This window comes from Cyclobacteriaceae bacterium (assembly GCA_013141055.1).
In the GTDB taxonomy this organism is placed as follows: domain Bacteria; phylum Bacteroidota; class Bacteroidia; order Cytophagales; family Cyclobacteriaceae; genus ELB16-189.
Genome location: JABFRS010000001.1, coordinates 2,338,934 through 2,362,672 on the forward strand (window position 1 = coordinate 2,338,934; position 23,739 = coordinate 2,362,672).

Here is a 23,739-nt window from a genome sequence, read left to right on the forward strand (position 1 = left end):
ATGCTGATCATTAACATCAAAGAAAACGAGTCAATCGATAAGGCCCTTAAACGCTTCAAAAAGAAGTTTGAAAAGACAGGTGTCCTAAGAGAGCTTCGCGCACGCACGGCTTTTGAAAAGCCATCTGTGACCAGAAGGACTCAGGTTTTGAAAGCGGTTTATCGCCAAAGCCAATTCGTAAAAGAGAATTACTAACATTCCATAGACATTTGTCAACATATCCCTCCGGATTCTTCATCCGGGGGGATTTTTTTTTTACATTTCTAAAGACGCCCGAATGTAGCTGCTGACATGATCGATTCTTTTCTGAATTATCTCCGTTTTGAAAAAAGGTTTAGCCCGCATACTGTCCTTTCTTATAAGAATGACCTATCCCAGTTTGAGATTTATCTGAGGAAAAGCTATGAGGAAATTCCCTCTGTGGCCTCATACGGAATGGTACGTTCCTGGATCGTTGAACTTGTTGAGCAGAAGCTGGATCCTTTATCGGTTAACAGAAAAATTGCCAGCCTTCGCAGCTATTATAAATTCCTGCTGAAGCAGGAATCGATCAGTAAAGATCCAATGATGAAGATCAAGGTGCTGAAGACGAAAAAGAAACTTCCTCAATTCGTAAAGGAGCCGGACATAAACTCTGTGCTTGATCAGGAGTTTGAGAACAATCATGAGGGTTGGAGATCAAAACTCGTACTGGAACTTTTGTATGGAACAGGAATGCGATTGTCTGAATTGATCAATCTGAAAGAGAATCAGGTTAATCTTCGCGAACAAACAATTCGTGTATTAGGTAAAAGAAATAAAGAAAGAGTCATTCCTTTTTCGGATTCACTCGTTCCAATCATAAAAGGGTATCGTAACGCAAGAAATAAAGAGATTGAAGTTGGCGATCACGGATGTTTTATTGTTGGTGACACCGGAGGCAAATGTTATCCCATGCTTGTGCAGCGAATAGCAAAAAAATATTTGAGTTCAACTTCTGTAGAGAAAACAAGTCCACATGTTCTGAGACACACATATGCGACTCATCTTTTGAATAAGGGTGCTGAGATCAACGCCGTGAAAGATCTGTTGGGTCATAGTAGTTTGGCAGCAACACAGGTATATACACACAACTCAATGGAGAAGCTTAAAAAGGTATTTGATCAGGCTCATCCCAAAGCATAAGGCTACTGGCATGATTTTGTTGAGATAAATAAGTAGAATAAAAGAGTACGATCGTTTCACTTAAATTCAAGAGTTATGAGGTTACAGGTTCATTCAATCCATTTCAATGCCGATCAGAAATTGATCGACTTCATTCAGCAACGTGTCGATAAGCTTCAGACATTTTATGACCGGTTTGTAGAGGGAGAAGTTTTTCTCAGAATTAACAATGAAGGAATAGAAAATAAAACAGTAGAGATAAAGCTTAGTGTTCCCGGGAAAAAGTTATTTGCAAAGGAACAAGCTCGTTCATTTGAAGCTGCTGCAGATATGGCAACCGAAGCTCTGAGAAATCAGTTGAACAAATTCAAACGATAGAAAACAGATTTATTACTATAAAAAAAGCCCCTTCGGATACCGGAGGGGCTTTTTTATGATCTATTTGACTTCTAAAGCTTAAATGCTTTTTTTACCTTATCCACGTAGTCAAGTTTTTCCCAAGGGAACAACTCAACCTTTACTTTCTTTTCTGTCTTCTTTCCTTTGTTGAAAACCTTTTCAACAATTTTAGGCTCACGACCCATGTGTCCATAGGCAGCAGTTTCAGAATAAATAGGTGTGCGTAACTTAAAACGTTCTTCAATGAAGTAAGGACGCATGTCGAAGATCTTTGCGATCGCATCAGAAATTTCTCCATCAGACATCTTCACTTTGGAAGTTCCGTAAGTGTTAACATACAGGCCAACAGGTTGTGCTACACCAATTGCGTAAGCAACCTGAACGAGTACTTCGCTGCAAACACCCGCAGCCACAAGATTCTTAGCAATGTGACGGGTAGCATATGCTGCTGAACGGTCAACCTTGGAAGGATCTTTTCCTGAAAAGGCGCCACCACCATGTGCACCTTTACCACCATAAGTATCAACAATGATCTTTCTTCCGGTAAGACCTGTGTCACCGTGTGGACCACCGATTACAAATTTACCAGTAGGATTAACGTGGTACTTGATGTCATCTCCAAATAATGCCTGAAGGCGTTTTGGAAGTCTTTTCTTGATGCGAGGAACCAATACATTGATCACGTCATCCTTTATTTTTTTCAACATCACAGCGTCTTTATCGAAATCATCATGCTGAGTAGAGATAACGATGGTGTCAATGCGGGTTGGTTTATTGTCGTCACCGTATTCAATTGTTACCTGAGACTTTGCATCAGGACGGAGATAGTTCATAGCTTTTCCTTCACGACGAAGGACGGCAAGTTCCAGCAACAACATATGAGCCAGATCCAACGCAAGCGGCATATAGTTGTCCGTTTCGTTGGTTGCATAACCAAACATCATTCCCTGGTCACCAGCACCCTGATCTTCTTTTTTCTTGCGCTCAACACCTTGATTGATGTCAGCAGATTGTTCGTGAATAGCAGAGAAAATTCCGCAGCTATTTGCTTCAAACATATATTCGCTCTTAGTGTATCCGATCTTTCGGATGACTTCACGGGCGATTTCCTGAACATCAAGATATGCTTCAGATTTTACTTCACCTGCCAGAACCACCTGACCGGTTGTTACCAGCGTTTCGCAAGCAACTTTTGAATTTGGATCGTACGCTAAAAAGGCGTCGATTAAAGCGTCAGAAATTTGGTCGGCAACCTTGTCGGGGTGCCCTTCAGATACTGATTCGGAAGTGAATAAATATGGCATTTGTTTGTTTTGGATTTACTAAAGGCCGCAAAGATAATGAGGTTTAACTATTCTCCCACACCTCTATTTGATTGCCAGAAAAAGGAATACAGCAGGGACTTTTTCAAATGTCATGAGGCCTTTCTTCCATTGATTTATGTCCTGACAGATGATTTTTTCATCAGCGGATGTGAGGTTGATAGCAACACAAAGCTTTGTATCTCCTCTTAAGGACTTCAACAAATGGTTTAACAGTGAGTTGTTCCGATAAGGAGTTTCAATGAATATCTGAGTTTGATTTTTTTCTCTTGACTCTTGCTCAAGGACTTTTATTGAATTGCCCGCATCTTTTGCTTCTACCGGAAGGTATCCATGAAAAGCAAATTTTTGCCCGTTTAATCCTGAGGCCATCAAGGCAAGCAGGATTGAAGAAGGCCCGACCAATGGAACAACCTGTATCTGGTTTTGATGTGCGTAAGCGACAGCCATTGCACCCGGATCCGCAATGCCAGGGCAACCTGATTCGCTGAGAATGCCAACATTAATCCCATTTTGAAGTGGAGACAATAGTTTTGCCAAAGATGTAGCAGGAGTGTCTTTATCAAGAACTTCAAACTGAAGTGCCTCAATGCTCTCATGCACTTTAAGGCTGCTTACAAACCGCCGTGCAGTGCGTACATTTTCACACAAAAAATAGGAGAGGGATTTTACCGACTCCGTTACCAGTGATGGCAAAACGAATTTCTGTGTTTCGTCAGCAATAATAGTCGGGAGAAGAAAAAGTTTGCCTTTCATTTTTAATTTGATCACGAGTGAAGAACCCCTTCCCGTTCGAGTTCTTTAATGAATGTAAGATTCTCTTCCCGGATCGTATCGGGCACAAAAACAAATCGTTTGTCGTATATCTGAGTTCCAATATAATAGCTTAGCCAATACTCGTTGTTAAGGTGAAAAACAGCTGAATCAATTGGCTCTATCAGCGCGGTGCTGTTGGGTGGCACGGTTTGCAAAAAATGACGGAGCGTGGAGGTGCGTTGCTTCTCGCCCTCTTTTTCCCCGTAACCTGTGCTGGCCACCAGAGTATTTTCAAGAGCAACATCGTTGTTGTTAATCAGATATACTTTCCACTCGTCCTGAAGCAGATTATTCTTATCACGAATGACAGCAAGTGTTACATTTTTTACAATGGGAAGATGAATGTCTTTGATCATACAGCACAGATTCAGCAACAAAAATAAATATCTCCTGGAATTAATTACGTTTTGGGCTGGATGTTGCCACCAAAGCCTTCATTCCAAAAAGTGAGACAAGATTATTTTTCAGAACTTCCTTTACTTCATTCATATTCTGAATAGTCCTTAATTCTTTTTGCATCGAAGTAACAGCTTTATCGGCGAGCCCGCACGGCACGATGTAATCGAAATATTTGAGGTCTGAATTAACATTAAAAGCAAGGCCATGAAGTGTCACCCAACGACTGGTCTTTACCCCAAGAGCACAGATCTTTCTTGCCTTGTTATTATCAATATCGAGCCAGACACCAGTAAGTCCTGGAATTCTTCCGGATTGGATTGAAAAATGCTTAAGAGTCATGATCACAGACTCTTCCAACAATCTCATATACTGATGAATGTCTGTGAAGAAATTTTCCATGTCGATGACTGGGTACACAACAATTTGCCCGGGACCGTGATATGTGATGTCTCCGCCTCTGTTGACTGGATAATAGGTAGCATTTATTGTGTGGAGCTCTTCTTTTTTGACAAGAAGATTTTTCTCGTCTCCGCTTTTACCCAAAGTAAAAACATGAGGATGTTCGCAAAAGATCAGATAATTTTTTGTGGTGAGTTGCTTATCCTCAGAAGTGTCCCTGTTGGCGGATTTAATTGCAAGAGTATCATTGAACAGGTGGGTTTGATAATCCAGTGCCTGCTGATAATCGATCAATCCAAGGTCAATGATCTCAGTTTCGTGATTCGGCTTTAAATTCATGAAGACCGGTCAAGCTCTGCCTTTAAAAAATCAATTTCTTCTATTGGATCAGGATCGACTTTATTCTCCTTTGCAAGGAAATACGAAATCCAATCAGTAAGATGGATCAGATAGAAGTATTGCTCAAGTAATGATGCGCCCTCGGCGACAATATCAATAATATGATGAGATCGTTTTTCAAAAATCTGCCTGCAGATGTCCAATCTTTTATCAACCCGGACGTGGTCATGATCGGAATGAAGATAAATAACCTGAGCCTGCTGGAGAATGTTTTCCGGGAATCGCCATCCTACCAATTCATTATGATTCATTTCCGGGAAGGTATTGTAATGAACGATTTGCTTTGCGTTCTCATTAAGCTGCTGCTGAAAACGGGCTGCCATTGCCTGGAGGCGACCATCACAATAGATAAATGGAAGTTTGCCTTTTAGTTTTTTTGCAATCAACTCAGCTTCTGCCTGAATTGCCTTTTCGCTTCGATCGAGATGCTCCATGGCATTCTCTGTTTCCCGAATGAAGGCGGCACCGATCAGGTTGGTGTGATATAATGCCGTAAGCAAAAAGACAATCATGTATGAAACAGTAACTCTCGGACTGTTATAGTTGCCTGGAATTCTAATGTAAAGAAGATTATGTTCTTTCACGATGTCCATCATCTTTCCGCCGGCTGTTATGCAGATAATGTGGGCACGCTTGAGCATTGCCTTCTGCATTGCTTCAAGGGTCTCTTCGGTATTTCCTCCATAAGAACATGCTATGAAAAGCGTATGGGGACTTACGAATTGCGGAATCTCATATCCCTTGCAAACGGTGATCGGGATGGGAACTCTTCCAAACGTAAGTGATTCCACCAGATTAGCCGCAATTCCACTGGCCCCCATCCCAACAATGAGTACGTTTCTAATGTCAGAGCCCTGTCGGACCAGATCCACACTATTCCCAATGCGGAGAGCATCGCTTAATTGTCTGGTAAATCCTTCGAGATTTTTTTTCATGGAAATAGGATCCGTCTGAAATTTGGAATCAAAGGTAGGTCATGACTGATAATATCAAAATGGGAGAGCAGGGGGAAGATCTGGCGGCGGCATTCCTTCAGGAAAAAGGTTTTACCATCCTGGAAAGGAACTTTCGTTTTAAGAAATCAGAAATCGATCTGATTGTGAGTCGCGGAAACTGGCTGGTTTTTATTGAAGTAAAAACGAGAACATCAACGGCTTTCGGATATCCCGAAGAATTTGTTGACTACAAAAAGAAGAAAATGATTTTCGAAGGAGCGCTTGAATATATGTATCGCCAAGACTGGCAGGGGAATGTTCGATATGACATCGTAGCCGTAAATATTTATGGCCATAAGCACAAGATTCGTCACATTGAAGATGCTTTTTACTAGCGAACTATTGCCCGCTAGCCTCTGCGATGTATCTGTCGAATGAGATTACACATCTTGAAAGATGTTTATGAAAGACAGCTTGCCGGACAGGTTTGGAGATTATTGAATTGAACAGATCGCCCTCTTTTTTAGCCCTTTCATTGTCTTTCGGACTCAAAAGGATTACAGGAAGAGAAGAATGAAATTTTCGAATCGCTTGTCCCAACTGAACACCATCAAATCCCTGCATCTTTAAATCTGTTATCACAAGATCAAAGCTTGATCTTTCCGATAAGAATTTCATCGCTTCAAATCCGGAAGCAGCAGCAGTAACATTCATTTTCCACCGTTGCAACTGGTCTTTTAAAACATTAAGGCTGATGGAATGATTATGCACCAGCAGAACATTTTTGCCCTCGAGCTGATCGGTTTCAAAATTCTCAGTTCCCTTAAAGCGGTTTGCATCAGTCTTGAATTTGATTGCAAAGGAGAAGGTTGATCCCTTCCCTCTGTGACTTTCCATCACAATAGTTCCACCCATGAGCCTCACGAGATTTTCACAAGTCGGTAAACCTAATCCGGTACCACCATACTGATCGTTGCTTAAATTATCGGAGTAACTGGATGACTTGAACATACTGACGGCACTTTCATAGTGAATTCCATATCCAGAATTGTGGATCTGAAAATCAAGAGTATGAATGTCGCCTTCTGTTTTCACAACCTGCACATCAATGAAGATGTCTTCAACCTGTTGTGTGAATTTTAACACATTTGCAATAAGATTAGTCAAGACTTGCTTCAAGCGGAATGCATCTCCCCAAATTTGAACAGGCACATCATCTCTTAATCGATATACCAGATCAAAATCGATGTCGCCTGACTTACTGGCGAAGACTTCCAAAACGTCTTCAATACAGCGACGAAGATTGAATTCCTTTTCATCCAGCTTGATTTGTCCAGCCTCAATCTTAGCAAAATCAAAAATATCATGGACAGCGGATTGCAGATCATTCACATGATTTTCGATTGCGGCGGAACATTCGTGCATCTCTTTGGTGAGCTGTACTTCTTTTAGCGAAGAGGAAATCTCCTTTAAGCCATTCAGAGGCGAATTCACTCCGTAGCTTATCATTGCCAGGAGATTGGCCTTTGTTTGTTCTGACTTTTCTGTTTTCTCGATTTGGTCTTCAAGACTTTTCTGAAGGGAGTCAAACTGTCCTCTTAATTTTAAAAGAGAATCGGAATGAATCCGAACTGTTTTTACCTGTCGAAGGACCTCTTCATTTCTTTCTATCAGCTCATTCTCAAAAGCTCTTCTCATTTTCTGAATGGTGCGCACTCTGAGACGTTGAATGAAAAGCAGAATACCTACGATCAGAAATCCTGCTGAGAAACGAAACCATGCTGATTCCCAGAACACAACCTTTACAGGCGGTGTTGCAAGATGAATAGGCCGATTACTAAACGAATCATACTCCTTTAGAACCGTAAAAGTATGATTAGCCACAGGAGATATTTCTTCTTCATGCGTACTCTGTGCGAATGAGAAAAAAGTGGCAGTCAATAAGATCAAGATCATTGTAAGCCTGAATATTTTCAGCAGGACTTTTTTGTCGTGTTCGGAAAATTGTTTGTATTCAGACATACAGATGGTGATTTTATTTAACTGAACTTGATTGCAGACTTGCTGTCTGAACGGAGGCAGCAGCGCTTTCTTCCTGTAAAGGATCAGTACTTGCTACTGTATTTTTTTTCATTGTGAATGAAAAGAATGTAACTAGGATCATAACAAATAAGACCGCAAGTCTTAAAAGTTTCAAGTGAACCTTTTTTCCTGATGTGTATGGATCGTGGTATGACATAATAATTGGGTTTAAATTGTTTGTTTAGTTGAGTCTTGGATTTTTTTCGTTTTGATTTGCTTCGAGGCTGTTGACAATTTCAACACAAAGCCTGTTAAAGGATGCTGCCTTCTCTTCGTTGCTGTTATCTGATTTAATCTCTTCGACGATGTCAATAAATTCTCTGTCATCAAGCATGTTAAGAGTTGAGTTTATCTTGTTACATACTCTTTTGTAAAAGGAGATTTCATTAAACCGAAAAGACAACTGAAGTGACTGCTGCAATTCCATTAAGTCTGAAACCATCATCTTGATCAGTTCCTTCTTAAAGTCAGGATCACCGTGCGCATACAAACTGAAATCGATATAGAGCGGCCTGTGGACCATATAATTGTTGTTTTTATATGGTCAAAGATCATGTTCCCGAACGCGCTGCGAATCAGGAGAAAACTTAATTAACAAAATCAGGAATTGGTCAGGTCATCGGGGAATCCCCCGAGACTGAATCTATAAAAGTGCTATTGGATGAAAATTTTAAGGATTGTGAATATCCTTAAACTCCTTTGCTGGATGTGAAGATCTCCCGACCTTTTTCATCCCATTCCTTTCTGACGAAAGGTTTGATCTCTTTTTCGAATGGCTCTTTAGGATAAGAGACAATCTTTTTTCGTTTACCGTTAGGATAGTTCTCTACCCAGTCGCCGACTTTTTCTCCCCATTTGTATTCACCTGTCACTGCGATATTTCCGTTTTCATGGAATAAAAAATAGAAGCCCTCGCGCTCATCTATTTCAATCGGGATCATTTCCTTTACCTTTTTATGCTCTACTGCATCATAGTAAGTGACGATAGATTCTTTTGGCCAGCCTTTGTAGAACTTCTCTTTGTCATCCAGAATATCCTGGCGATCGTACTTCATCCATCGTCCATGCTTGGCGCCTTTGTAAAAAATACCTTCCTCCAGTACCACGGGTCCCTGCATTTTCTTGTAAGGTCCGTGAAGAAGGACACCTTTTTTTTGATCAAAGTTTCCTGAGCGACGGATCTCTCTTCTTGTAAAGTCGTACCAGAAAATATCACGAACGAATTCAGTAGGCTTATCGGGATACTTAAGCGTATAGAAAAGCTCAATGACAACCTTATCACCGAAGCCTTTACGTGTATAGCTTTTGCGTGTTTTTAATCCGTAAAATGTCTTCTTTTTTGGCTTCTTCTTTTTGGTAACAATTGGATCAGATGTTTTTTCATCCAGCTCCAGAAGCTTAAAGGGCTTGTCGGTTTCAAACGTGAATTGTCCTTCCTGTCCGAATGCTTCCTTCTTCCTCTCCTGACCATAGGAAAGCAATCCGAAGAGAATGAATAGAATAAGGAAAGAGGACTTCAACATAATGTCATGGAAAACGAAATTATGGAAAGTTTATTTTAAACCCGTTTAAGTGAAGCCAAGACCGGAATTTCCAGCCTTGGCTTCAAACTTTGGGGACTAGGATACTAAATCAACGCTTCTTTTAATGAAATTGGTGAGATCGGCACCAGTAAGCATTCCTTGTGAAAGCAGAGCAAGATCGTATGCTTGTTTTGCAAGTTTGATTTGCTGCTCTTCATTTTCAGCTTGTAATACTTTTTGAGCCATCTTATGATTGCTGTTGATGGAGACCGAATATTGATCAGGCATGGATCCCATGAAGCTATACATTCCACCACCACCGCCTGTGCGAGCCATGTCTTTCATTCTTCTTGCCCATTCGCTCATAGTAACGGTAACCGGTAAATGATCGGGCGCAAGAGAATCAATCGCCACATTCATGCTGGCGTTGTTGATGGCTTTTTGAAATACTGATTTCAACTTATCCTGATCTTCCTGACTTAAAACGCTTTCAACCGTCTCATCCTTTACAATCAGTTTATCAATAGTATCACTATCAACTCTTCGGAATTGCGTCTTTTCAAGCTTTTGCTCCAGCGTATTGATGAAATGGCTATCAAGAACCCCATCGAGAATCAATACATCATAAGCTTTTTGATTGGCTGTTTCAATAAAGCTATGTTGCTTATTGACATCGCTGCTGTAGAGATAGATGAGATTTCCTTCTTTGTCGGTTTGAAGATCCTTGACAAGGGTGTGATATTCTTCAATTGTTGAATACTTTTTCTGAGTGTTTTTCAGTAAAGCATAATCTTTTGCGCGATCATAGAATTTTTCATCGCTGACCATTCCATACTTTACAAAAATGCTAATGTCATCCCACTTCTTTTCGAAATCAGTGCGATCCTTTTTGAACATATCATTGAGCTTGTCAGCTACTTTCTTGGAAATGTGCTGACTGATCTTTTTGACATTGGAGTCACTTTGAAGATAACTGCGTGAAACGTTTAGCGGAATATCCGGGGAATCCAAAACGCCGTGGAGTAACATAAGGAAGTCAGGAACAACATCCTTTACCTCATCGGTTATAAAAACCTGGCGGCTGTAAAGCTGGATCTTGTTTTTATTGACTTCAAAATCATTCTTAACCTTAGGGAAATAAAGAACACCGGTAAGGTTGAATGGATAATCAACATTAAGATGGATCCAGAACAATGGTTCTTCCGCAAACGGATAGAGTTCTTTATAAAACTTTAAATAATCTTCATCAGTAAGTTCTTTGGGCGACTTGGTCCAGAGAGGTGAAGGATTGTTGATGATGTTATCTTTTGTAATGCTTTTAAAAGCGGGCTTACCCTCATTGTCAACACCATCCTCTACACGCTCTTCCTTTGTGCCGAATTTGATTTCAACAGGAAGGAACTTGCAATATTTATCAAGAATTCCTTTCAGACGAAACTCATCCAGAAACTCTTCACCTTCCTGATTGATATGAAGAATTACATCTGTTCCACGCTGTTCCTTTGGAAGAGAGGTTAATTCAAACTCCGTTGATCCATCACATTCCCATCGTGCACCTTCTGCTTCAGTTGATTTATATGAGCGTGAATGAATCACGACTCTGTCAGAAACCATGAACGCCGAGTAAAATCCAAGACCAAACTTTCCAATGATGTCTTTTGCATCACCTTTGTCTTTAAATTTTTCAACGAATTCAGTGGCTCCGGAAAAAGCGATCTGATTGATATACTTTTTAATTTCCTCACCGGTCATTCCGAGTCCATGATCGGAGACTGTAATCGTCTTGTTGTTCTTATCAAAACTGACTTCGATTTTCAAGTCACCCAGCTCTCCATTAAACTCACCCATTGCCGCGAGCTTCTTTAGCTTTTGGGTGGCGTCTACCGCGTTGCTGACCAATTCCCTGAGGAATATTTCATGGTCTGAGTAGAGAAATTTCTTGATGATCGGAAAGATGTTTTCCGTATTGATCGAGATCGTGCCTTTTTCCATTGTTTCTGCCATAATTGTACGAGATTAAATTAAAAACCCTCGCGGGCGGAGGGTTTCAAATGGTGTTCCAAAAAAATGTAAGTGTCAGGTTGTCAGACTTGGGATGTTATTTTTTCAATAATCCCTGAATGTCTTTGACAATTCTCACGGCAGCACGACGTCCACAATGACCAGATTGCACAACAAACTCATTTTCATCAAAGCCTTTTTCGGTGTATACGGTATTGTCTTTGTTCTCACCGGTAATCATCTGACCCACATTGCGAGCGTTGTCCAGTCTTTCATCTTTATCTTTTTCAGCAGACCATTTTACAGAATTGCCACCTGCGGCCGGAGCCACGGTGCCGGAAGTTTTCAAGTTGCCAAGGGTGAGATCACGAATGAGACCGTTGTCTTTTGACTTTACATCTTTTACAGTATCGGTTTTGGTGCTCTCGGAAATTTCCAGAGAACTTATTTTCACAATAAACTCGGGAGAAGCTTCATCGATGATAATATGATCGTTGGTGAATTCATTCTTAAGTTCTTTCAAATACGACTCGCGATACTCTGCTTCGGTATGCAAAGCACTAAAATTTGATGTTCCGGTATTTGTGATGATTACTGGAAAATCAGTGTTAATGGAAACCCGGACATCATGGTCCAGGGGCTTGGCGATATAACAGCTTTGAGTAGAAATGAGCAAAGCAATGCCAATCAGAACGGGAATTTTTTTCATAGGGGGCAAGAGAATTCCTACCAAGTAAGGAGATTTTGGTTTGACATTTTTGTTGGAAGCAAAGTTTATTTTGACTGGCCGTAAAACAAAACAGCGAAGGATTTTATGATCCCTCGCTGTGAAATAATTTAACTAAGAAGTTTATTAAGCTTCTGCTGCGACCTCTGCGGGTTGTGCAGCAGGCTTACCTTTCGCCAGATCAATTTCTTCACCATCCTTGTTCAGGAAGTGGAATTCTGTAATTCCAAGAGAAGTGTCTTTTACAAGATTGACCCAACGTTTGTATTTGAAGAACCACTTTACCCTTTTGGAAAAAAGTCCTTTTGTGTAATAGGCAAACAGGAAAGGATGAAGTGCAAGAACCAGGTTAGGTTCATTTTGTTTTTCAAACAGATGCTTGATATGCTCTTCGATCTGATCTGTGATCAAAATGCTTGCTGTGATGCTGCCAGTTCCATTGCAAGTCGGACATACTTCCTTGGTTGCAATATTCATCTGCGGACGTACACGTTCACGGGTGATTTGCATCAATCCAAACTTTGAAAGAGGAAGAACAGTGTGCTTGGCACGATCCTGCTCCATCTCATCAATCATTGTTTTGAAGATGAGCTTCTTGTTATCGGCACTGCGCATGTCGATAAAATCGACAACGATGATACCACCCATATCGCGCAGACGAAGCTGACGCGCTACTTCTTTCGCGGCTTCAATGTTAACCGATAAAGCAGTGGTCTCCTGATTTTCTTCACGATTGGATTTGTTTCCGCTGTTGACGTCAATGACGTGAAGAGCTTCCGTATGTTCAATGATGAGATATCCACCAGCTCTAAGACTCACAGTCTGACCAAATGCAGACTTGATGAGCTTCTCAATGCCGTAGTGTTCAAAGATTTTTGCTTTGCCTGTATAAAGCTTAACGATCTTATCCTTGTCAGGAGCGATGTTATGGATATAGGCCTTTACTTCTTCGTAGATCTTTTTGTCGTCGATGTGAACGTTATCAAAAGATTCGTTCAGCAGATCACGAAGGATAGATGATGTTTTGCTTAGTTCACCGATGATCTTGTCGCGTGGATTAGCAGTGACAAGACGGGCAGCACCTTCTTCCCAGGTTTTCACCAGGTTGCGAAGATCTTTGTCCAGTTCTGCTACTTCTTTGCCTTCGGCGACAGTACGTACGATGACACCAAATCCTTCAGGTTTGATTGATTGGATAAGGCGTTGGAGGCGTTTACGCTCTTCACTGCTGCTGATACGTTTGGAGACGTTCACAGAGTTTGAGAATGGCACCATGACCAGGTATCTCCCGGCGATGGACAACTCCGAAGAAAGACGCGGGCCCTTTGTGGAGATCGGCTCCTTTACAACCTGGACAGGAATAAACTGTCCTTTGGAAAGTTGCTGGCCGATTTTTCCATGCTTGTCGATATCTCTTTCAGCCTGGAATTTTTCTAGTCGACCACCTGTGATCTTTTTGGCGCGAACCAGCTTTGTGAATTTCTGAAGGGATCCAAATTGAGGACCAAGATCCAGATAGTGAAGGAATGCATCCTTCTCGTATCCGATATCAATGAAGGCGGCATTTAAACCCTGGACAACTTTCTTAACGTTGCCAAGGTAAATGTCACCTACAGAGAACTTGCTTCCACCATTGTCTTCATGAAATTCAACCAGCGACTTGTCGCGCAGTAGGGCAATGCGGCATCCTTCCGGAGTAGCGCTTATGATTAGTTCGTTACTCACGGTTAATCAGGATTACCTATTTCTTCTTATGACGATTTTTTCTCAAACGTTTTTTGCGTTTGTGGGTCGCCATTTTGTGTTTCTTTCTTTTCTTACCGCTTGGCATAGTGTTTTAATGTTTGTCCCGAGTGACCGGGAGAGTTAAAAAATTATTTAAGTTCCTCGAGATACGAATCGACAGTAGCCTGAACTGAAGGATCCGAATCCATTTTTTTTACTTTATCAAATTGCTGACGAGCTTTTTCTTTTTGACCAAGGTTGAGATATGCAACCCCCAGAAGCAATTGACCCTGAATATGCTTTTCATTCACTGCTGAAAGCTTTTCCAACCAGTCGACTGCCTTAGGATACTGTTGAGATTGAATGGACAGCATTCCCATGTTGAAAAGTGCCAGTTGATTCTTTGGATCATCGGCCAGTACTTCTCTCATCATGCCAACACCTTTGGGAGGATTGGAAGAGAAATAGGTCATGGCTATTTTGATCTTGGCGTCCGGGTTTTTTGGATTTTTTTCCAATACCTGCTCCAGGAGCGCACGGGTTTTTTCTGCCATTGCCTGCTGCTTTTCAGCATTGAGGGCAAAGGTGTAAGCATCGTAATAGGCATTACCTGCTTTCAAAAGGCTTTCATCAGTTTTAAAGAACGTCATTGCTCTCTCTGCGTACCAGGCTGCGCTGTCGAAAAGACCCGCTTGATTATACAGGATCGCTAAAGAGTCGGCAAAGATAGCATTTTTTTCTTCAGGCAAACCCGATAAGTATCGGGCTTTCAACCGGTTAATGTTTTGGCGAACGCCTTGTGGTGTGGGTCCGTGCGGACTTGCCGCCATGGCTCCGGAACCTTTGGAGTCAGTTCCGGTTTGCAACTGATTATCATTTTCAACAACCGCTTTAGGAAGAAAGAAAAGTGCCACTATGAGGAGTGCACTAATGGCCAATAGAAGGATGCGGTTTTTGAGCATGAGAGGAGAGCTGTACTTGTCAGACAACGAAAGCCGTCAGACAAGTGTCTCTTTATTTTTCAGCAAGTTGCTTTACCTTGTCGCTGTTCTTGATCTTGTTGATGAAAACTTTTGCAGGCTTAAAGCTTGGTATGAAATGCTCATCGATCACGATGGCAGTGTTGCGCGAAATATTGCGTGCAATTTTCTTCTTTCGTTTTTTATTGATGAAGCTTCCAAAGCCACGAACATATATATTATGTCCGCCTGACATGGAATTTTTTACAATGGAAAAGAAGGCTTCCACGGATGCTGTAACATCTGCTTTATCGATGCCTGTCTTCTCTGCGATTTGATTTATAACGTCTGCTTTCGTCACGGTGCTGGGTGTTATTGCTTGAAATTAGGGAGGGCAAAATTAATTTTCGTGGCCTGAATTAAAAACAATATTCAAAAATTCTGATTCTCAAGGAAATGAAGGAGGGATATTTCTCTAAAAAAATCGTTCAGTGGTATCACGAGTCACATCGCGATCTGCCATGGAGAAACACCCAAGACGCATATAAAATATGGCTTTCGGAAATTATTTTGCAGCAAACCAGGGTCGCTCAAGGCCTTCCGTATTACCAAAAATTTATTCAACAATATCCTGACGTAAGATCGCTCGCTCGGGCAAAAGAGCAGGACGTCTTGAGATTATGGCAGGGTTTGGGATACTATACCCGCGCAAGAAACCTTCACAAATGCGCTCAGGAAGTTGTCACAAAATTCGGAGGGAAGTTTCCCCAAACTTTTGAGGAACTCAAACAACTTTCAGGCATTGGTGACTACACCGCTGCTGCGATTGCATCCTTTGCATTCCATCAACCCGTAGCGGTAGTTGATGGCAATGTTTATCGCGTTCTTTCAAGAGTATTTGGAATAGAAAAAGATGTTGCCACTCCTGAAGGCAGGAAGTTTTTCTTTAAAAAAGCAAATGAACTGATCTCAACTACAGATCCGGCAACTCACAATCAGGCAGTGATGGAATTTGGTGCCATGCATTGCCTTCCGCAAAATCCAAAATGTGAAGATTGTGTATTCTCGAAGGCGTGTGTTGCCAATCTCAATGCCCTTCAATCTGTACTTCCTGTCAAATCAAAGAAGTTAAAGATTCGAAAACGATACATGCATTACTTTATCATCCGCCATGGGGGTAAAACATTGATGAAAATGCGCGAGGAAAAAGATATCTGGAAAGGTCTTTATGATTTTCATCTTATTGAGAAAAAGCGAACGCATAAAATTGAAAATCTTCTTGAGGAAAATGACCCATTAAGTAATTATCATCCAGCAACAGATCGAAAACCGGTCAAACACATTCTTTCTCATCAGCATTTGATTGTAAAATTTATTGAAATAGATATTCCGTCAGAAAAAGAATTCATCAGGATTGGCAAAACACTGGGTCTGAAATCTTACTCATTAAAAGCTGTCGAGGATTTGCCAAAGCCTATCCTCATCGAACGACTTCTTAACAGTAAATAATCAGTGTCTAAGGATAGAATCTCCGCATCTTTGCCCGAATCCATGATGTGAATTTTTGGTAACTTTACCGTCTTCCACATTTCAGAAGATGTGGAATTGATGAAATCGTAATCATAAAATTCACACACATATGTCAGGCGTAAACAAGGTTATTTTAGTTGGAAGACTGGGAAAAGATCCCGAAGTGAGAAATCTCGAAAATGGTGCAACAGTAGCAAACTTTACAATCGCTACTTCCGAGACCTATAAAGACAAAACTACTGGTGATAAAAAAGAAATCACAGAGTGGCACAACATTGTACTGTGGAGAGGGCTTGCGGAGATTGCAGCCAAATATCTTCACAAGGGTGATATGATCTACATCGAAGGCAAACTCCGTACCCGCTCATGGGAAAAAGAGAATGTTACTCGGTATACTACCGAAGTTGTTGGGGATAACATGACGATGCTCAGCACTAAACGTGAGGGCAGTAGTGGAGGCGGAAATCAGGAATACAGACCTTCTGCTGCTCCCCAGCACAGTGCTTCAGATGACTTCGGCTCCAAGTCGGGCGGCAGCAGTACGGATGACCTTCCTTTCTGATCACACACTGAGGTGGATACCTTTTTAAGTAATGAATTGATTCATCTTCCATTGACACCTCTTCAATGGAAGTGAATTCTTTCTATCTCTTCAGCTTCATTGCAATCGCAGTTCTGCTTTTTATGTCTGCCATGATCTCGGCATCTGAGGTCGCATTCTTTTCATTAAAAGCAGATGATCTTGATCGTTGCCGTGAATCCAATGATTCGGGTTATTTGAATATTGTCTATCTCCTCAAGCGCCCAAGATTACTGCTTGCCACGATACTTATCATGAACAATTTCGTGAATGTTGGTGTCGTAACAATATCAACATTTCTGATGTGGGACATGGCGAATACCCGAAACCCAACAGACACGATTGTGGGCGTAGTGACATTCGTAACAACTTTTGCGATTACATTTTTCGGAGAGATCATTCCAAAAGTTTATGCTACACAGCGTAATCTCTTCATTGCCCATGCCATGGCTGGTATATGGAAAGTGGTAGAGAAAATCTGTCGTCCTATTTCTTACATGCTGATGGGGATGAGCAGTCTCATCGAGCGTCGTATTGAGAAGCGTGGATATTCCAGCACTGTCGAAGAATTGAATCGTGCGCTTGACCTGACGACAGGAAATGAAGAAACATCTGAGGATGAAAAAGAAATTTTGAAGGGTATTGTCAACTTTGGTACGTTGGCTGTCAAGCAGGTTATGAGATCGCGAATGGAAATATCTGCCGTTGAGGTGGAGTTGAATTTTCGCGAACTTTTGGATGCTGTGAGTAAGTCTGGATTTTCAAGAATACCAGTTTATAAAGAGACTATTGACCACATACAGGGCATATTATATACTAAGGATCTTCTTCCTTATTTGGTGGAAAATGAGACGTTTCAGTGGCAGAGCCTTCTCCGTCCTGGATTTTTCATACCGGAAACCAAGAAGCTGGATTCATTGTTGAAAGATTTTCAGAGTAAGCATGTTCACATGGCGATCGTTGCAGATGAATATGGCGGCACCAGTGGCCTGATAACGCTGGAAGATCTGATTGAAGAAATTATTGGAGAGATCAATGATGAATTTGATGAGATTTCAATTCCCTATCAGAAGATTGACGATCGTACCTTTGTATTCGAAGGGAAAATTTCTCTTCACGATCTATGCAAAGCATTGGAACTTGATCCGCAATACTTTGACGATGTCAAAGGTGAAAGCGAATCGCTGGGAGGATTGATCCTTGAACTCCATAGTGCAATGCCTAATGCTGGAGATAAAATCGGATACGATCGTTTTTTATTCACGATTGTATCAGTAGACCAGAAGAAGATCAAAAGAATCAGAGTGACCATTATCGATGGAGAAACCGGAGAGGAGTAGAGCTATGATGATGAAAAAACTTTTCGCTGTTGCTGTTGTTGCGTTGCTGGCGTCAGCGTGCTCCCATGATTATCAGCCGAAGCCCAAAGGATATAATCGTTTGACGCTTCCGGAACCATCCTATCAAATTTCTCCTGACACACTTCCCTATCAATTTGAGTATTCAAAGCATGCAAGATTGTTAAAAGATACCTCGTGGGTGAAGTCAACTTACTGGGTTGAAATTTATTATCCTGAACTGGAAGCTACCATTCATCTTACCTATGAAAAGATCAATCATGATGAAAAGCGTTTGCGTGAATATCTGAAGGATGCATATGTGCTTACATCAAAGCATCAGATCAAGGCATATGCGATTGATGAAACGATTGTGAGAACCCCAAGCGGAATGACTGCAGTTGTTGCTGAACTTGAAGGTGAGGTTCCAAGTCAGTTTCAATTTACAATGACAGATTCTTCAAAAAATTTTTTAAGGGGCGCTTTGTATTTCAATGTCAAGGTTCAAAATGATTCACTGCAACCCGCTATCGTGTATATGAAGAAAGATGTTTTAAGACTGATCAATTCAGTTCAGTGGAAGTAATACCTGAACTTTTCTAAACAGACCGGTTTTTCCTTCACGTCCATCAGAAGATTGTTCTTAAATTTAAGCAACGTGCGCTCGGGCGCACCTGAATACATAACACGTTGTGAGCTCATTCTTCGATACTTCCATAGAATTCCTTAAAGGCGTAGGTCCTCAGCGCGCAGCCCTTCTTCAAAAGGAGCTTAAGATTTTTTCCTTTGGAGATCTCATCCAGCATTATCCGTTTCGCTACGAAGACAGGACAAAATTTTATTCCATCAAAGAGATAAACGAAGAGATGCCTTTTGTGCAGCTCAGCGGAAAGATCTCAAAGCTTGAAATTATTGGTACAGGGTTTAAGAAAAGATTGGTTGGATATTTCTCTGATGGTAACGGAACCATTGAGTTAGTATGGTTTCAGGGTATTCCGTGGGTTATTCAAAAGATCAAGCCTGGTATTGATTATGTGGTCTTTGGAAAGCCAGTCCGCTTTGGTAACAAATTTTCTATTTCTCATCCTGAGATTGAACCTCTTAGTACGCGAAGTGAAAAAGGAGGATTTCTTCAGCCTATTTATCCATTAAGTGATAAACTTCGCACCCGGCACATTGACAGTAAAGTTCTTTCCAAACTGCAACAGGAGGTATTGCGGATCGCGCAGCAGCATATTCGCGAAACGCTGCCGGACTACATCATAAAAAAATTCAGGTTTCTAAGTAAAAAGGAGGCCATCAATAACATTCATTTTCCTTCCAGTGTTGAAAGTCTTAATGCAGCACAATCACGTCTGAAATTTGAAGAACTTTTTTATTTGCAGCTAAGGCTTTTGAAAATGAAACTCGTCCGCTACGAAAAATTCAAAGGCCAGGCTTTCAATGATACTGCAATCCTTACAGAGTTTTATAAAAATCATCTTCCCTTCGCTCTCACAGAGGCACAAAAAAAAGTCATACGGGAAATCTACCTTGACATGAAATCCGGCCACCAGATGAATCGGTTATTACAAGGGGATGTAGGTAGTGGTAAAACAATAGTCGCATTCATATGCATGCTGCTTGTGATCGGTGGAGATGCACAGGCTGCGTTGATGGCCCCAACGGAAATCCTTTCGCAGCAGCATTTCAATGGTCTTAAGAAGTATGCGGATGCGATGGGATTATCTATTGGAAGATTAACAGGCTCTACTAAAAAAGCCGAAAGAAAAATTCTTCATGAGAAACTTCAGGATGGTTCGATGAAGATTCTTGTAGGAACTCATGCGTTGCTGGAAGAAGAAGTAAAGTTTAAAAAACTTGGCCTTGCTGTCATTGATGAACAGCATCGTTTTGGAGTGGCACAACGCTCAAAACTGTGGCAGAAGAATACAACTTTCTATCCGCACGTTCTCGTGATGACTGCAACGCCGATCCCACGTACACTTGCTATGACCTTGTATGGTGATCTTGATGTTTCTGTCATTGATGAATTGCCTAAGGGAAGGAAACCTATCAAAACCATTCATCAATATGATTCCCATCGTCTCGAAATCAATTCCTTTATAAAAAAACAGGTTGATTTGGGGAGGCAGGTTTATATCGTTTATCCTCTTATTGAAGAATCTGAAAAGCTTGATCTCAAACATTTAATGGATGGTTATGAAAGTGTCTCCAGAGCTTTTCCTGATTACGCCATCAGTATTCTTCATGGACAAATGAAACCTGATGCCAAGGATTTTGAAATGAGCAGATTCTCAAAAGGAGAAACAAAAATAATGGTAGCGACCACCGTGATTGAAGTTGGGGTTGATGTTCCCAATGCTTCAGTGATGATCATTGAAAGCGCTGAACGATTTGGGCTTTCACAACTTCATCAGTTAAGAGGAAGAGTAGGGCGGGGAGCAGAACAATCTTATTGCATTTTAATTTCAAGCTTTAAGCTTAGCAGTGAAGCGAAACTGAGAATGTCTACCATGGTGAAGACAAATAATGGATTCGAAATTGCGGATACAGACCTTAAACTTCGGGGTCCAGGTGATCTTATGGGAACCCAGCAAAGCGGCCTTCTGGATTTGCTGATTGCAGATCTCGGAAAAGACGGCGAGATATTATCCTTAGCTCGTGATACGGCTGCCGAAATACTCAGGAATGATGAAGAATTGAAAAATTCCGAGCATTTACCCATTAAAAACCACTTAGCCTCCCTTAGAAAAACAGTGGTTAACTGGGCAAAAATCAGCTAAAAAGGTTCGGAATGAACTGCTATCTTTGAACAGATTGCGTCTGCATGAAAAAGTTATTCCTCCTAGTTCTACTTGGCTTCATCTTTCACTTCAGTAATGCCCAAACGGGACATTATTTCCTTTCTCATTGCAAACCTGGCAATGACAATATCAGCTACCTGAGCTTTGATATACAACAGGATAATAATGGAATTCTATATTTCGCCAACCGATCCGGTGTTCTTCAATTCGATGGTCGCACATGGGTGGTTGTTCCTGTGGAGGGTGGTGTCTATTCATTAGCTGTAACACAGGCCGGTGAAGTATATGCTGCGGGTCCTTCCGGATTCGGCAGGATCGGGATGAATGATAAGAACCAGCTTAGCTATCAATCATTCTCTGATTCGTTAACGAAAGCAAGAAACATATTCGCTTCCTACGCTCTGGGCAACTATGTATACTTTCTGAATGACGAATATCTTTTTCAATTTGATGTTGTCACTTCCAAAACGCAAAAGCTTTTCTCTACAACACCAGCGCAAGGACTCTATACCGGATTATTTCAAATAGGATCACAACTTTATTTGAATATTGAAAATGAAGGACTGAAGAAAATAAACAACAATGCTTTAGAGCCTTCTGACATCCCGCCACTCAGAGGAGCTCAACTTGTTTTTAGCAGACCCTCACCGGATGGTAAGACATATTTCATCGCAACTGACGACAGCAGATTCTTTATCTATAGTGAAGGAAAACCTATAAGCGAATTTAAGCCAAAGGATTTGCTTTACCTGTCAAGCAATGTAGTTGCAAACTGCGCATGGGTAACTGACAGGATGATTGCCATCGGCACGCTGCGGGGAGGAATTGTATTTGTTGATCCTCTCACGGGTGAAACACTTGAGATATCAAATTATTATGCGGGTCTTCCTGATAACGAAGTATTTGCTTTGCATACGGATCGCCATCAGGGTGTATGGGTGGCGCATGATTATGGATTCACAAGAGTAGCGCCTTTCCTTCCATTCAGAACTTTCAATCATTATCCAGGACTGGATGGTAATTTATTATGTGTTCAATCTGTTTCAAATGGTCTTTATGTCGGAACCACACTCGGACTTTTCTTTCTGACAAAAGAGGATGTGTATGAAGATGAAGTGTTTTCTGAAACGGTTTCCTCTACATCGAAAACGGTTGCTACATCAAAACAACCTCGCAAGAAATTTAAGATTGGACTCTTTAATAAACTTAGAAAGAAAAATGCTGACGATGTACCAGGCAAAAATGGAACGAATTCAAAAAAAGCCACTGTTCTAAAAACAAGAAGAGTCCTTAAAGGAACTGACTACGTCTACAAGCGCGTCGCGGGAATTTCGGGTAAAGTGGATCAATTGGTTGTGGTTGGAAATAAACTATTGTCTGGCGGAGTGGGAGGGGTTTTTGAAATCTCAGGACTAACCTCAACGCCTGTCAGCCATGAACCAATGAGAACGGTCTTTTATTCGAAGAACCTTCAGCAGCTTTTGGTTAGTACCTATAATGATGAGATCAAGGCATTCCAATCAAATGGAAAGACCTGGCAGCAAAAAGAATTTCCGGATACATTGTCGATGTATGCAGATTACATGTTTGAAGATAATCTGCAGGATTTATGGATTTGTGGTCATGATCACGCAGTAAAGGTCGGAATAGAAGATGGTGAAATTCTGGATGCTGAATCAATACCGCTTCCCCATACTTCTGTCGATAAGACAGTAGGTCTTTCCTATGGACCTGATGTTTACCTTACACAGAATGGTGAATTTTTCAGATATGCGAGCTATAAAAACTCATTCATCAAGTATGACTCACTTCCTGGACCTAAAAAATATTTTGCTTCTGCCGGGTACTTCTGGTTTTATGATGGGCATCAATGGAGAACGTTGGATCCGAAACTTCAGGGTTCTATTAAGACAAAGTGGTTGGGCCTATTTCCGGACATCAGGTTCATGGCTCCTGCCGAACAGGGAAAGAGCTTGTGGGTGATTACAGCGTCTAATGAACTGTATAAATTTTCAAGCGATCAGAATCAGACCACAATCACTAATCCCCTTTTCCTGAAAGAGGTAAGAAGTCAACAGCTTAAGTTTTCGACGCAGCAAAAGCTGACAGTGGATGAAGGGGAGACCTCATTGACGTTTGAGTTTATACAACCTGAATATGTTAGTCTGCAGGCAGTAGAGTATCGATATTGGGTTAAGGGTCTTCAGGCGGGATGGTCAGAATGGTCAACACTCAACAACATTGTCAATTTTCCATTCCTTCCTCCAGGAAATTACAATGTGTTAATTCAATCAAAAGATCTTTTTGATAAAATCACAGAGCTGAATACAATCGATTTTAACGTTGAGCCTCCTTACTGGAAGCGACCATGGTTTTATGCTGTAGAGTTTTTCGTGTTTGGATTTCTTGTTTTGTTATCCAGAGGACTTACAGCATCGAATGCAAAGTATCGATACCTCAGCAGCTTTTTGTCAGCGCTGACAGTTATTATGCTCATTCAGTTTATTCAAACAATAGCATCATCCAATATTACATTTAAGAGTACTCCCGTTGTTGAGTTCTTTATTCAGGTGTTAATTGCATTGTTGGTGCTTCCGGTGGAGCAATTCCTGAGAAGACGTGTTGTTAAGGTTTCAGGGAAAATAGAGTAATGTGA

23 protein-coding genes are annotated in these 23,739 nt (G+C 41.1%); 10 read left to right on the forward strand and 13 right to left on the reverse strand.

Going from position 1 to position 23,739, the window contains the following annotated elements; translation table 11 throughout:
• From HOP08_10460 to HOP08_10470, 3 genes are all read left to right on the forward strand, one after another.
• Window positions 1–195, forward strand: a complete 195-nt coding sequence (locus tag HOP08_10460; protein NOT75342.1) for a 30S ribosomal protein S21 — start codon at window positions 1–3, stop codon at window positions 193–195.
• Between the two features lie 96 nt (window positions 196–291).
• Window positions 292–1,164: a tyrosine-type recombinase/integrase gene (locus tag HOP08_10465; protein ID NOT75343.1), complete on the forward strand. Its 873-nt coding sequence runs from the start codon at window positions 292–294 to the stop codon at window positions 1,162–1,164.
• Between the two features lie 75 nt (window positions 1,165–1,239).
• Window positions 1,240–1,521 carry a ribosome-associated translation inhibitor RaiA gene (locus HOP08_10470; GenBank protein NOT75344.1) on the forward strand — a complete coding sequence of 94 codons (282 nt, stop codon included), beginning with the start codon at window positions 1,240–1,242 and terminating at the stop codon, window positions 1,519–1,521.
• A gap of 71 nt (window positions 1,522–1,592) precedes the next feature.
• On the opposite strand, the gene HOP08_10475 is transcribed toward HOP08_10470, so the two are convergent.
• From HOP08_10475 to HOP08_10495, 5 genes are all read right to left on the reverse strand, one after another.
• Complete coding sequence (locus HOP08_10475) at window positions 1,593–2,846, reverse strand: methionine adenosyltransferase (GenBank protein NOT75345.1); 1,254 nt, start codon at window positions 2,844–2,846, stop codon at window positions 1,593–1,595.
• A gap of 63 nt (window positions 2,847–2,909) precedes the next feature.
• Complete coding sequence (locus HOP08_10480) at window positions 2,910–3,620, reverse strand: SAM-dependent methyltransferase (GenBank protein NOT75346.1); 711 nt, start codon at window positions 3,618–3,620, stop codon at window positions 2,910–2,912.
• Between the two features lie 11 nt (window positions 3,621–3,631).
• Entirely contained in the window at window positions 3,632–4,036 is a 405-nt protein-coding gene (locus HOP08_10485; GenBank protein ID NOT75347.1) for a hypothetical protein, read from the reverse strand.
• Window positions 4,037–4,076: 40 nt separating this feature from the next.
• Entirely contained in the window at window positions 4,077–4,817 is a 741-nt protein-coding gene (lipB, locus tag HOP08_10490) for a lipoyl(octanoyl) transferase LipB (GenBank protein NOT75348.1), read from the reverse strand.
• The gene (locus HOP08_10495) at window positions 4,814–5,812 is read right to left on the reverse strand and encodes a bifunctional phosphoglucose/phosphomannose isomerase (protein ID NOT75349.1); all 999 of its coding nucleotides are present in this window, start codon (window positions 5,810–5,812) and stop codon (window positions 4,814–4,816) included. Before HOP08_10495 ends, lipB begins: the two co-directional genes overlap by 4 nt.
• A gap of 41 nt (window positions 5,813–5,853) precedes the next feature.
• Between HOP08_10495 and HOP08_10500 the strand changes: the two genes are divergently transcribed.
• Entirely contained in the window at window positions 5,854–6,207 is a 354-nt protein-coding gene (locus HOP08_10500) for a YraN family protein (protein NOT75350.1), read from the forward strand.
• Window positions 6,208–6,211: 4 nt separating this feature from the next.
• Here HOP08_10500 and HOP08_10505 read toward each other — a convergent pair whose 3' ends face one another.
• The 8 genes from HOP08_10505 to HOP08_10540 all read right to left on the reverse strand — a co-directional run bounded on the left by HOP08_10505 (window position 6,212) and on the right by HOP08_10540 (window position 15,205).
• Window positions 6,212–7,834, reverse strand: coding sequence for a response regulator (locus tag HOP08_10505; GenBank protein ID NOT75351.1), 1,623 nt, complete (start codon window positions 7,832–7,834; stop codon window positions 6,212–6,214).
• A 241-nt stretch (window positions 7,835–8,075) separates the two neighbouring features.
• Window positions 8,076–8,417 (reverse strand): hypothetical protein, encoded by a 342-nt coding sequence (locus HOP08_10510; protein ID NOT75352.1) that lies wholly within the window; start codon window positions 8,415–8,417, stop codon window positions 8,076–8,078.
• Between the two features lie 166 nt (window positions 8,418–8,583).
• A complete protein-coding gene (locus HOP08_10515; protein ID NOT75353.1) occupies window positions 8,584–9,288 on the reverse strand; it encodes a hypothetical protein in 705 nt (234 codons plus the stop codon).
• Between the two features lie 225 nt (window positions 9,289–9,513).
• Window positions 9,514–11,409: a molecular chaperone HtpG gene (gene htpG, locus HOP08_10520; GenBank protein ID NOT75354.1), complete on the reverse strand. Its 1,896-nt coding sequence runs from the start codon at window positions 11,407–11,409 to the stop codon at window positions 9,514–9,516.
• Window positions 11,410–11,515: 106 nt separating this feature from the next.
• Window positions 11,516–12,127: a hypothetical protein gene (locus tag HOP08_10525; GenBank protein NOT75355.1), complete on the reverse strand. Its 612-nt coding sequence runs from the start codon at window positions 12,125–12,127 to the stop codon at window positions 11,516–11,518.
• A 144-nt stretch (window positions 12,128–12,271) separates the two neighbouring features.
• Window positions 12,272–13,870: an Rne/Rng family ribonuclease gene (locus HOP08_10530; protein NOT75356.1), complete on the reverse strand. Its 1,599-nt coding sequence runs from the start codon at window positions 13,868–13,870 to the stop codon at window positions 12,272–12,274.
• Between the two features lie 149 nt (window positions 13,871–14,019).
• Complete coding sequence (locus HOP08_10535; GenBank protein ID NOT75357.1) at window positions 14,020–14,832, reverse strand: tetratricopeptide repeat protein; 813 nt, start codon at window positions 14,830–14,832, stop codon at window positions 14,020–14,022.
• A 52-nt stretch (window positions 14,833–14,884) separates the two neighbouring features.
• Entirely contained in the window at window positions 14,885–15,205 is a 321-nt protein-coding gene (locus HOP08_10540; protein ID NOT75358.1) for an integration host factor subunit beta, read from the reverse strand.
• Between the two features lie 80 nt (window positions 15,206–15,285).
• On the opposite strand from HOP08_10540, the gene mutY reads away from it, so the two are divergent.
• The 6 genes from mutY (at window position 15,286) to HOP08_10570 (ending at window position 23,734) form a co-directional block, all read left to right on the forward strand.
• Window positions 15,286–16,338, forward strand: a complete 1,053-nt coding sequence (gene mutY, locus HOP08_10545; GenBank protein ID NOT75359.1) for an A/G-specific adenine glycosylase — start codon at window positions 15,286–15,288, stop codon at window positions 16,336–16,338.
• Window positions 16,339–16,468: 130 nt separating this feature from the next.
• Entirely contained in the window at window positions 16,469–16,921 is a 453-nt protein-coding gene (locus HOP08_10550; protein NOT75360.1) for a single-stranded DNA-binding protein, read from the forward strand.
• 65 nt (window positions 16,922–16,986) lie between these two features.
• Window positions 16,987–18,279, forward strand: a complete 1,293-nt coding sequence (gene gldE, locus HOP08_10555) for a gliding motility-associated protein GldE (GenBank protein NOT75361.1) — start codon at window positions 16,987–16,989, stop codon at window positions 18,277–18,279.
• 10 nt (window positions 18,280–18,289) lie between these two features.
• Window positions 18,290–18,862, forward strand: coding sequence for a gliding motility lipoprotein GldD (gene gldD, locus HOP08_10560; GenBank protein ID NOT75362.1), 573 nt, complete (start codon window positions 18,290–18,292; stop codon window positions 18,860–18,862).
• 106 nt (window positions 18,863–18,968) lie between these two features.
• The gene (gene recG, locus HOP08_10565; GenBank protein ID NOT75363.1) at window positions 18,969–21,062 is read left to right on the forward strand and encodes an ATP-dependent DNA helicase RecG; all 2,094 of its coding nucleotides are present in this window, start codon (window positions 18,969–18,971) and stop codon (window positions 21,060–21,062) included.
• A 44-nt stretch (window positions 21,063–21,106) separates the two neighbouring features.
• On the forward strand, window positions 21,107–23,734 hold the full coding sequence (locus HOP08_10570; GenBank protein NOT75364.1) for a hypothetical protein: 2,628 nt from the start codon (window positions 21,107–21,109) through the stop codon (window positions 23,732–23,734).
• Window positions 23,735–23,739: the final 5 nt, after the last annotated feature.

Coding starts and splice junctions, on each gene's coding strand:
- HOP08_10480 (NOT75346.1), bottom strand. CDS start 3,620: ATGAAAGGCAAACTTTTTCTTCTCCCGACTATTATTGCTGACGAAACA.
- HOP08_10485 (NOT75347.1), bottom strand. CDS start 4,036: ATGATCAAAGACATTCATCTTCCCATTGTAAAAAATGTAACACTTGCT.
- htpG (NOT75354.1), bottom strand. CDS start 11,409: ATGGAAAAAGGCACGATCTCGATCAATACGGAAAACATCTTTCCGATC.
- gldE (NOT75361.1), top strand. CDS start 16,987: ATGGAAGTGAATTCTTTCTATCTCTTCAGCTTCATTGCAATCGCAGTT.
- HOP08_10475 (NOT75345.1), bottom strand. CDS start 2,846: ATGCCATATTTATTCACTTCCGAATCAGTATCTGAAGGGCACCCCGAC.
- HOP08_10495 (NOT75349.1), bottom strand. CDS start 5,812: ATGAAAAAAAATCTCGAAGGATTTACCAGACAATTAAGCGATGCTCTC.
- gldD (NOT75362.1), top strand. CDS start 18,290: ATGAAAAAACTTTTCGCTGTTGCTGTTGTTGCGTTGCTGGCGTCAGCG.
- HOP08_10535 (NOT75357.1), bottom strand. CDS start 14,832: ATGCTCAAAAACCGCATCCTTCTATTGGCCATTAGTGCACTCCTCATA.
- mutY (NOT75359.1), top strand. CDS start 15,286: ATGAAGGAGGGATATTTCTCTAAAAAAATCGTTCAGTGGTATCACGAG.
- HOP08_10525 (NOT75355.1), bottom strand. CDS start 12,127: ATGAAAAAAATTCCCGTTCTGATTGGCATTGCTTTGCTCATTTCTACT.
- HOP08_10465 (NOT75343.1), top strand. CDS start 292: ATGATCGATTCTTTTCTGAATTATCTCCGTTTTGAAAAAAGGTTTAGC.
- HOP08_10550 (NOT75360.1), top strand. CDS start 16,469: ATGTCAGGCGTAAACAAGGTTATTTTAGTTGGAAGACTGGGAAAAGAT.
- HOP08_10505 (NOT75351.1), bottom strand. CDS start 7,834: ATGTCTGAATACAAACAATTTTCCGAACACGACAAAAAAGTCCTGCTG.
- HOP08_10470 (NOT75344.1), top strand. CDS start 1,240: ATGAGGTTACAGGTTCATTCAATCCATTTCAATGCCGATCAGAAATTG.
- HOP08_10460 (NOT75342.1), top strand. CDS start 1: ATGCTGATCATTAACATCAAAGAAAACGAGTCAATCGATAAGGCCCTT.
- HOP08_10500 (NOT75350.1), top strand. CDS start 5,854: ATGACTGATAATATCAAAATGGGAGAGCAGGGGGAAGATCTGGCGGCG.
- HOP08_10510 (NOT75352.1), bottom strand. CDS start 8,417: ATGGTCCACAGGCCGCTCTATATCGATTTCAGTTTGTATGCGCACGGT.
- lipB (NOT75348.1), bottom strand. CDS start 4,817: ATGAATTTAAAGCCGAATCACGAAACTGAGATCATTGACCTTGGATTG.
- HOP08_10570 (NOT75364.1), top strand. CDS start 21,107: ATGAAAAAGTTATTCCTCCTAGTTCTACTTGGCTTCATCTTTCACTTC.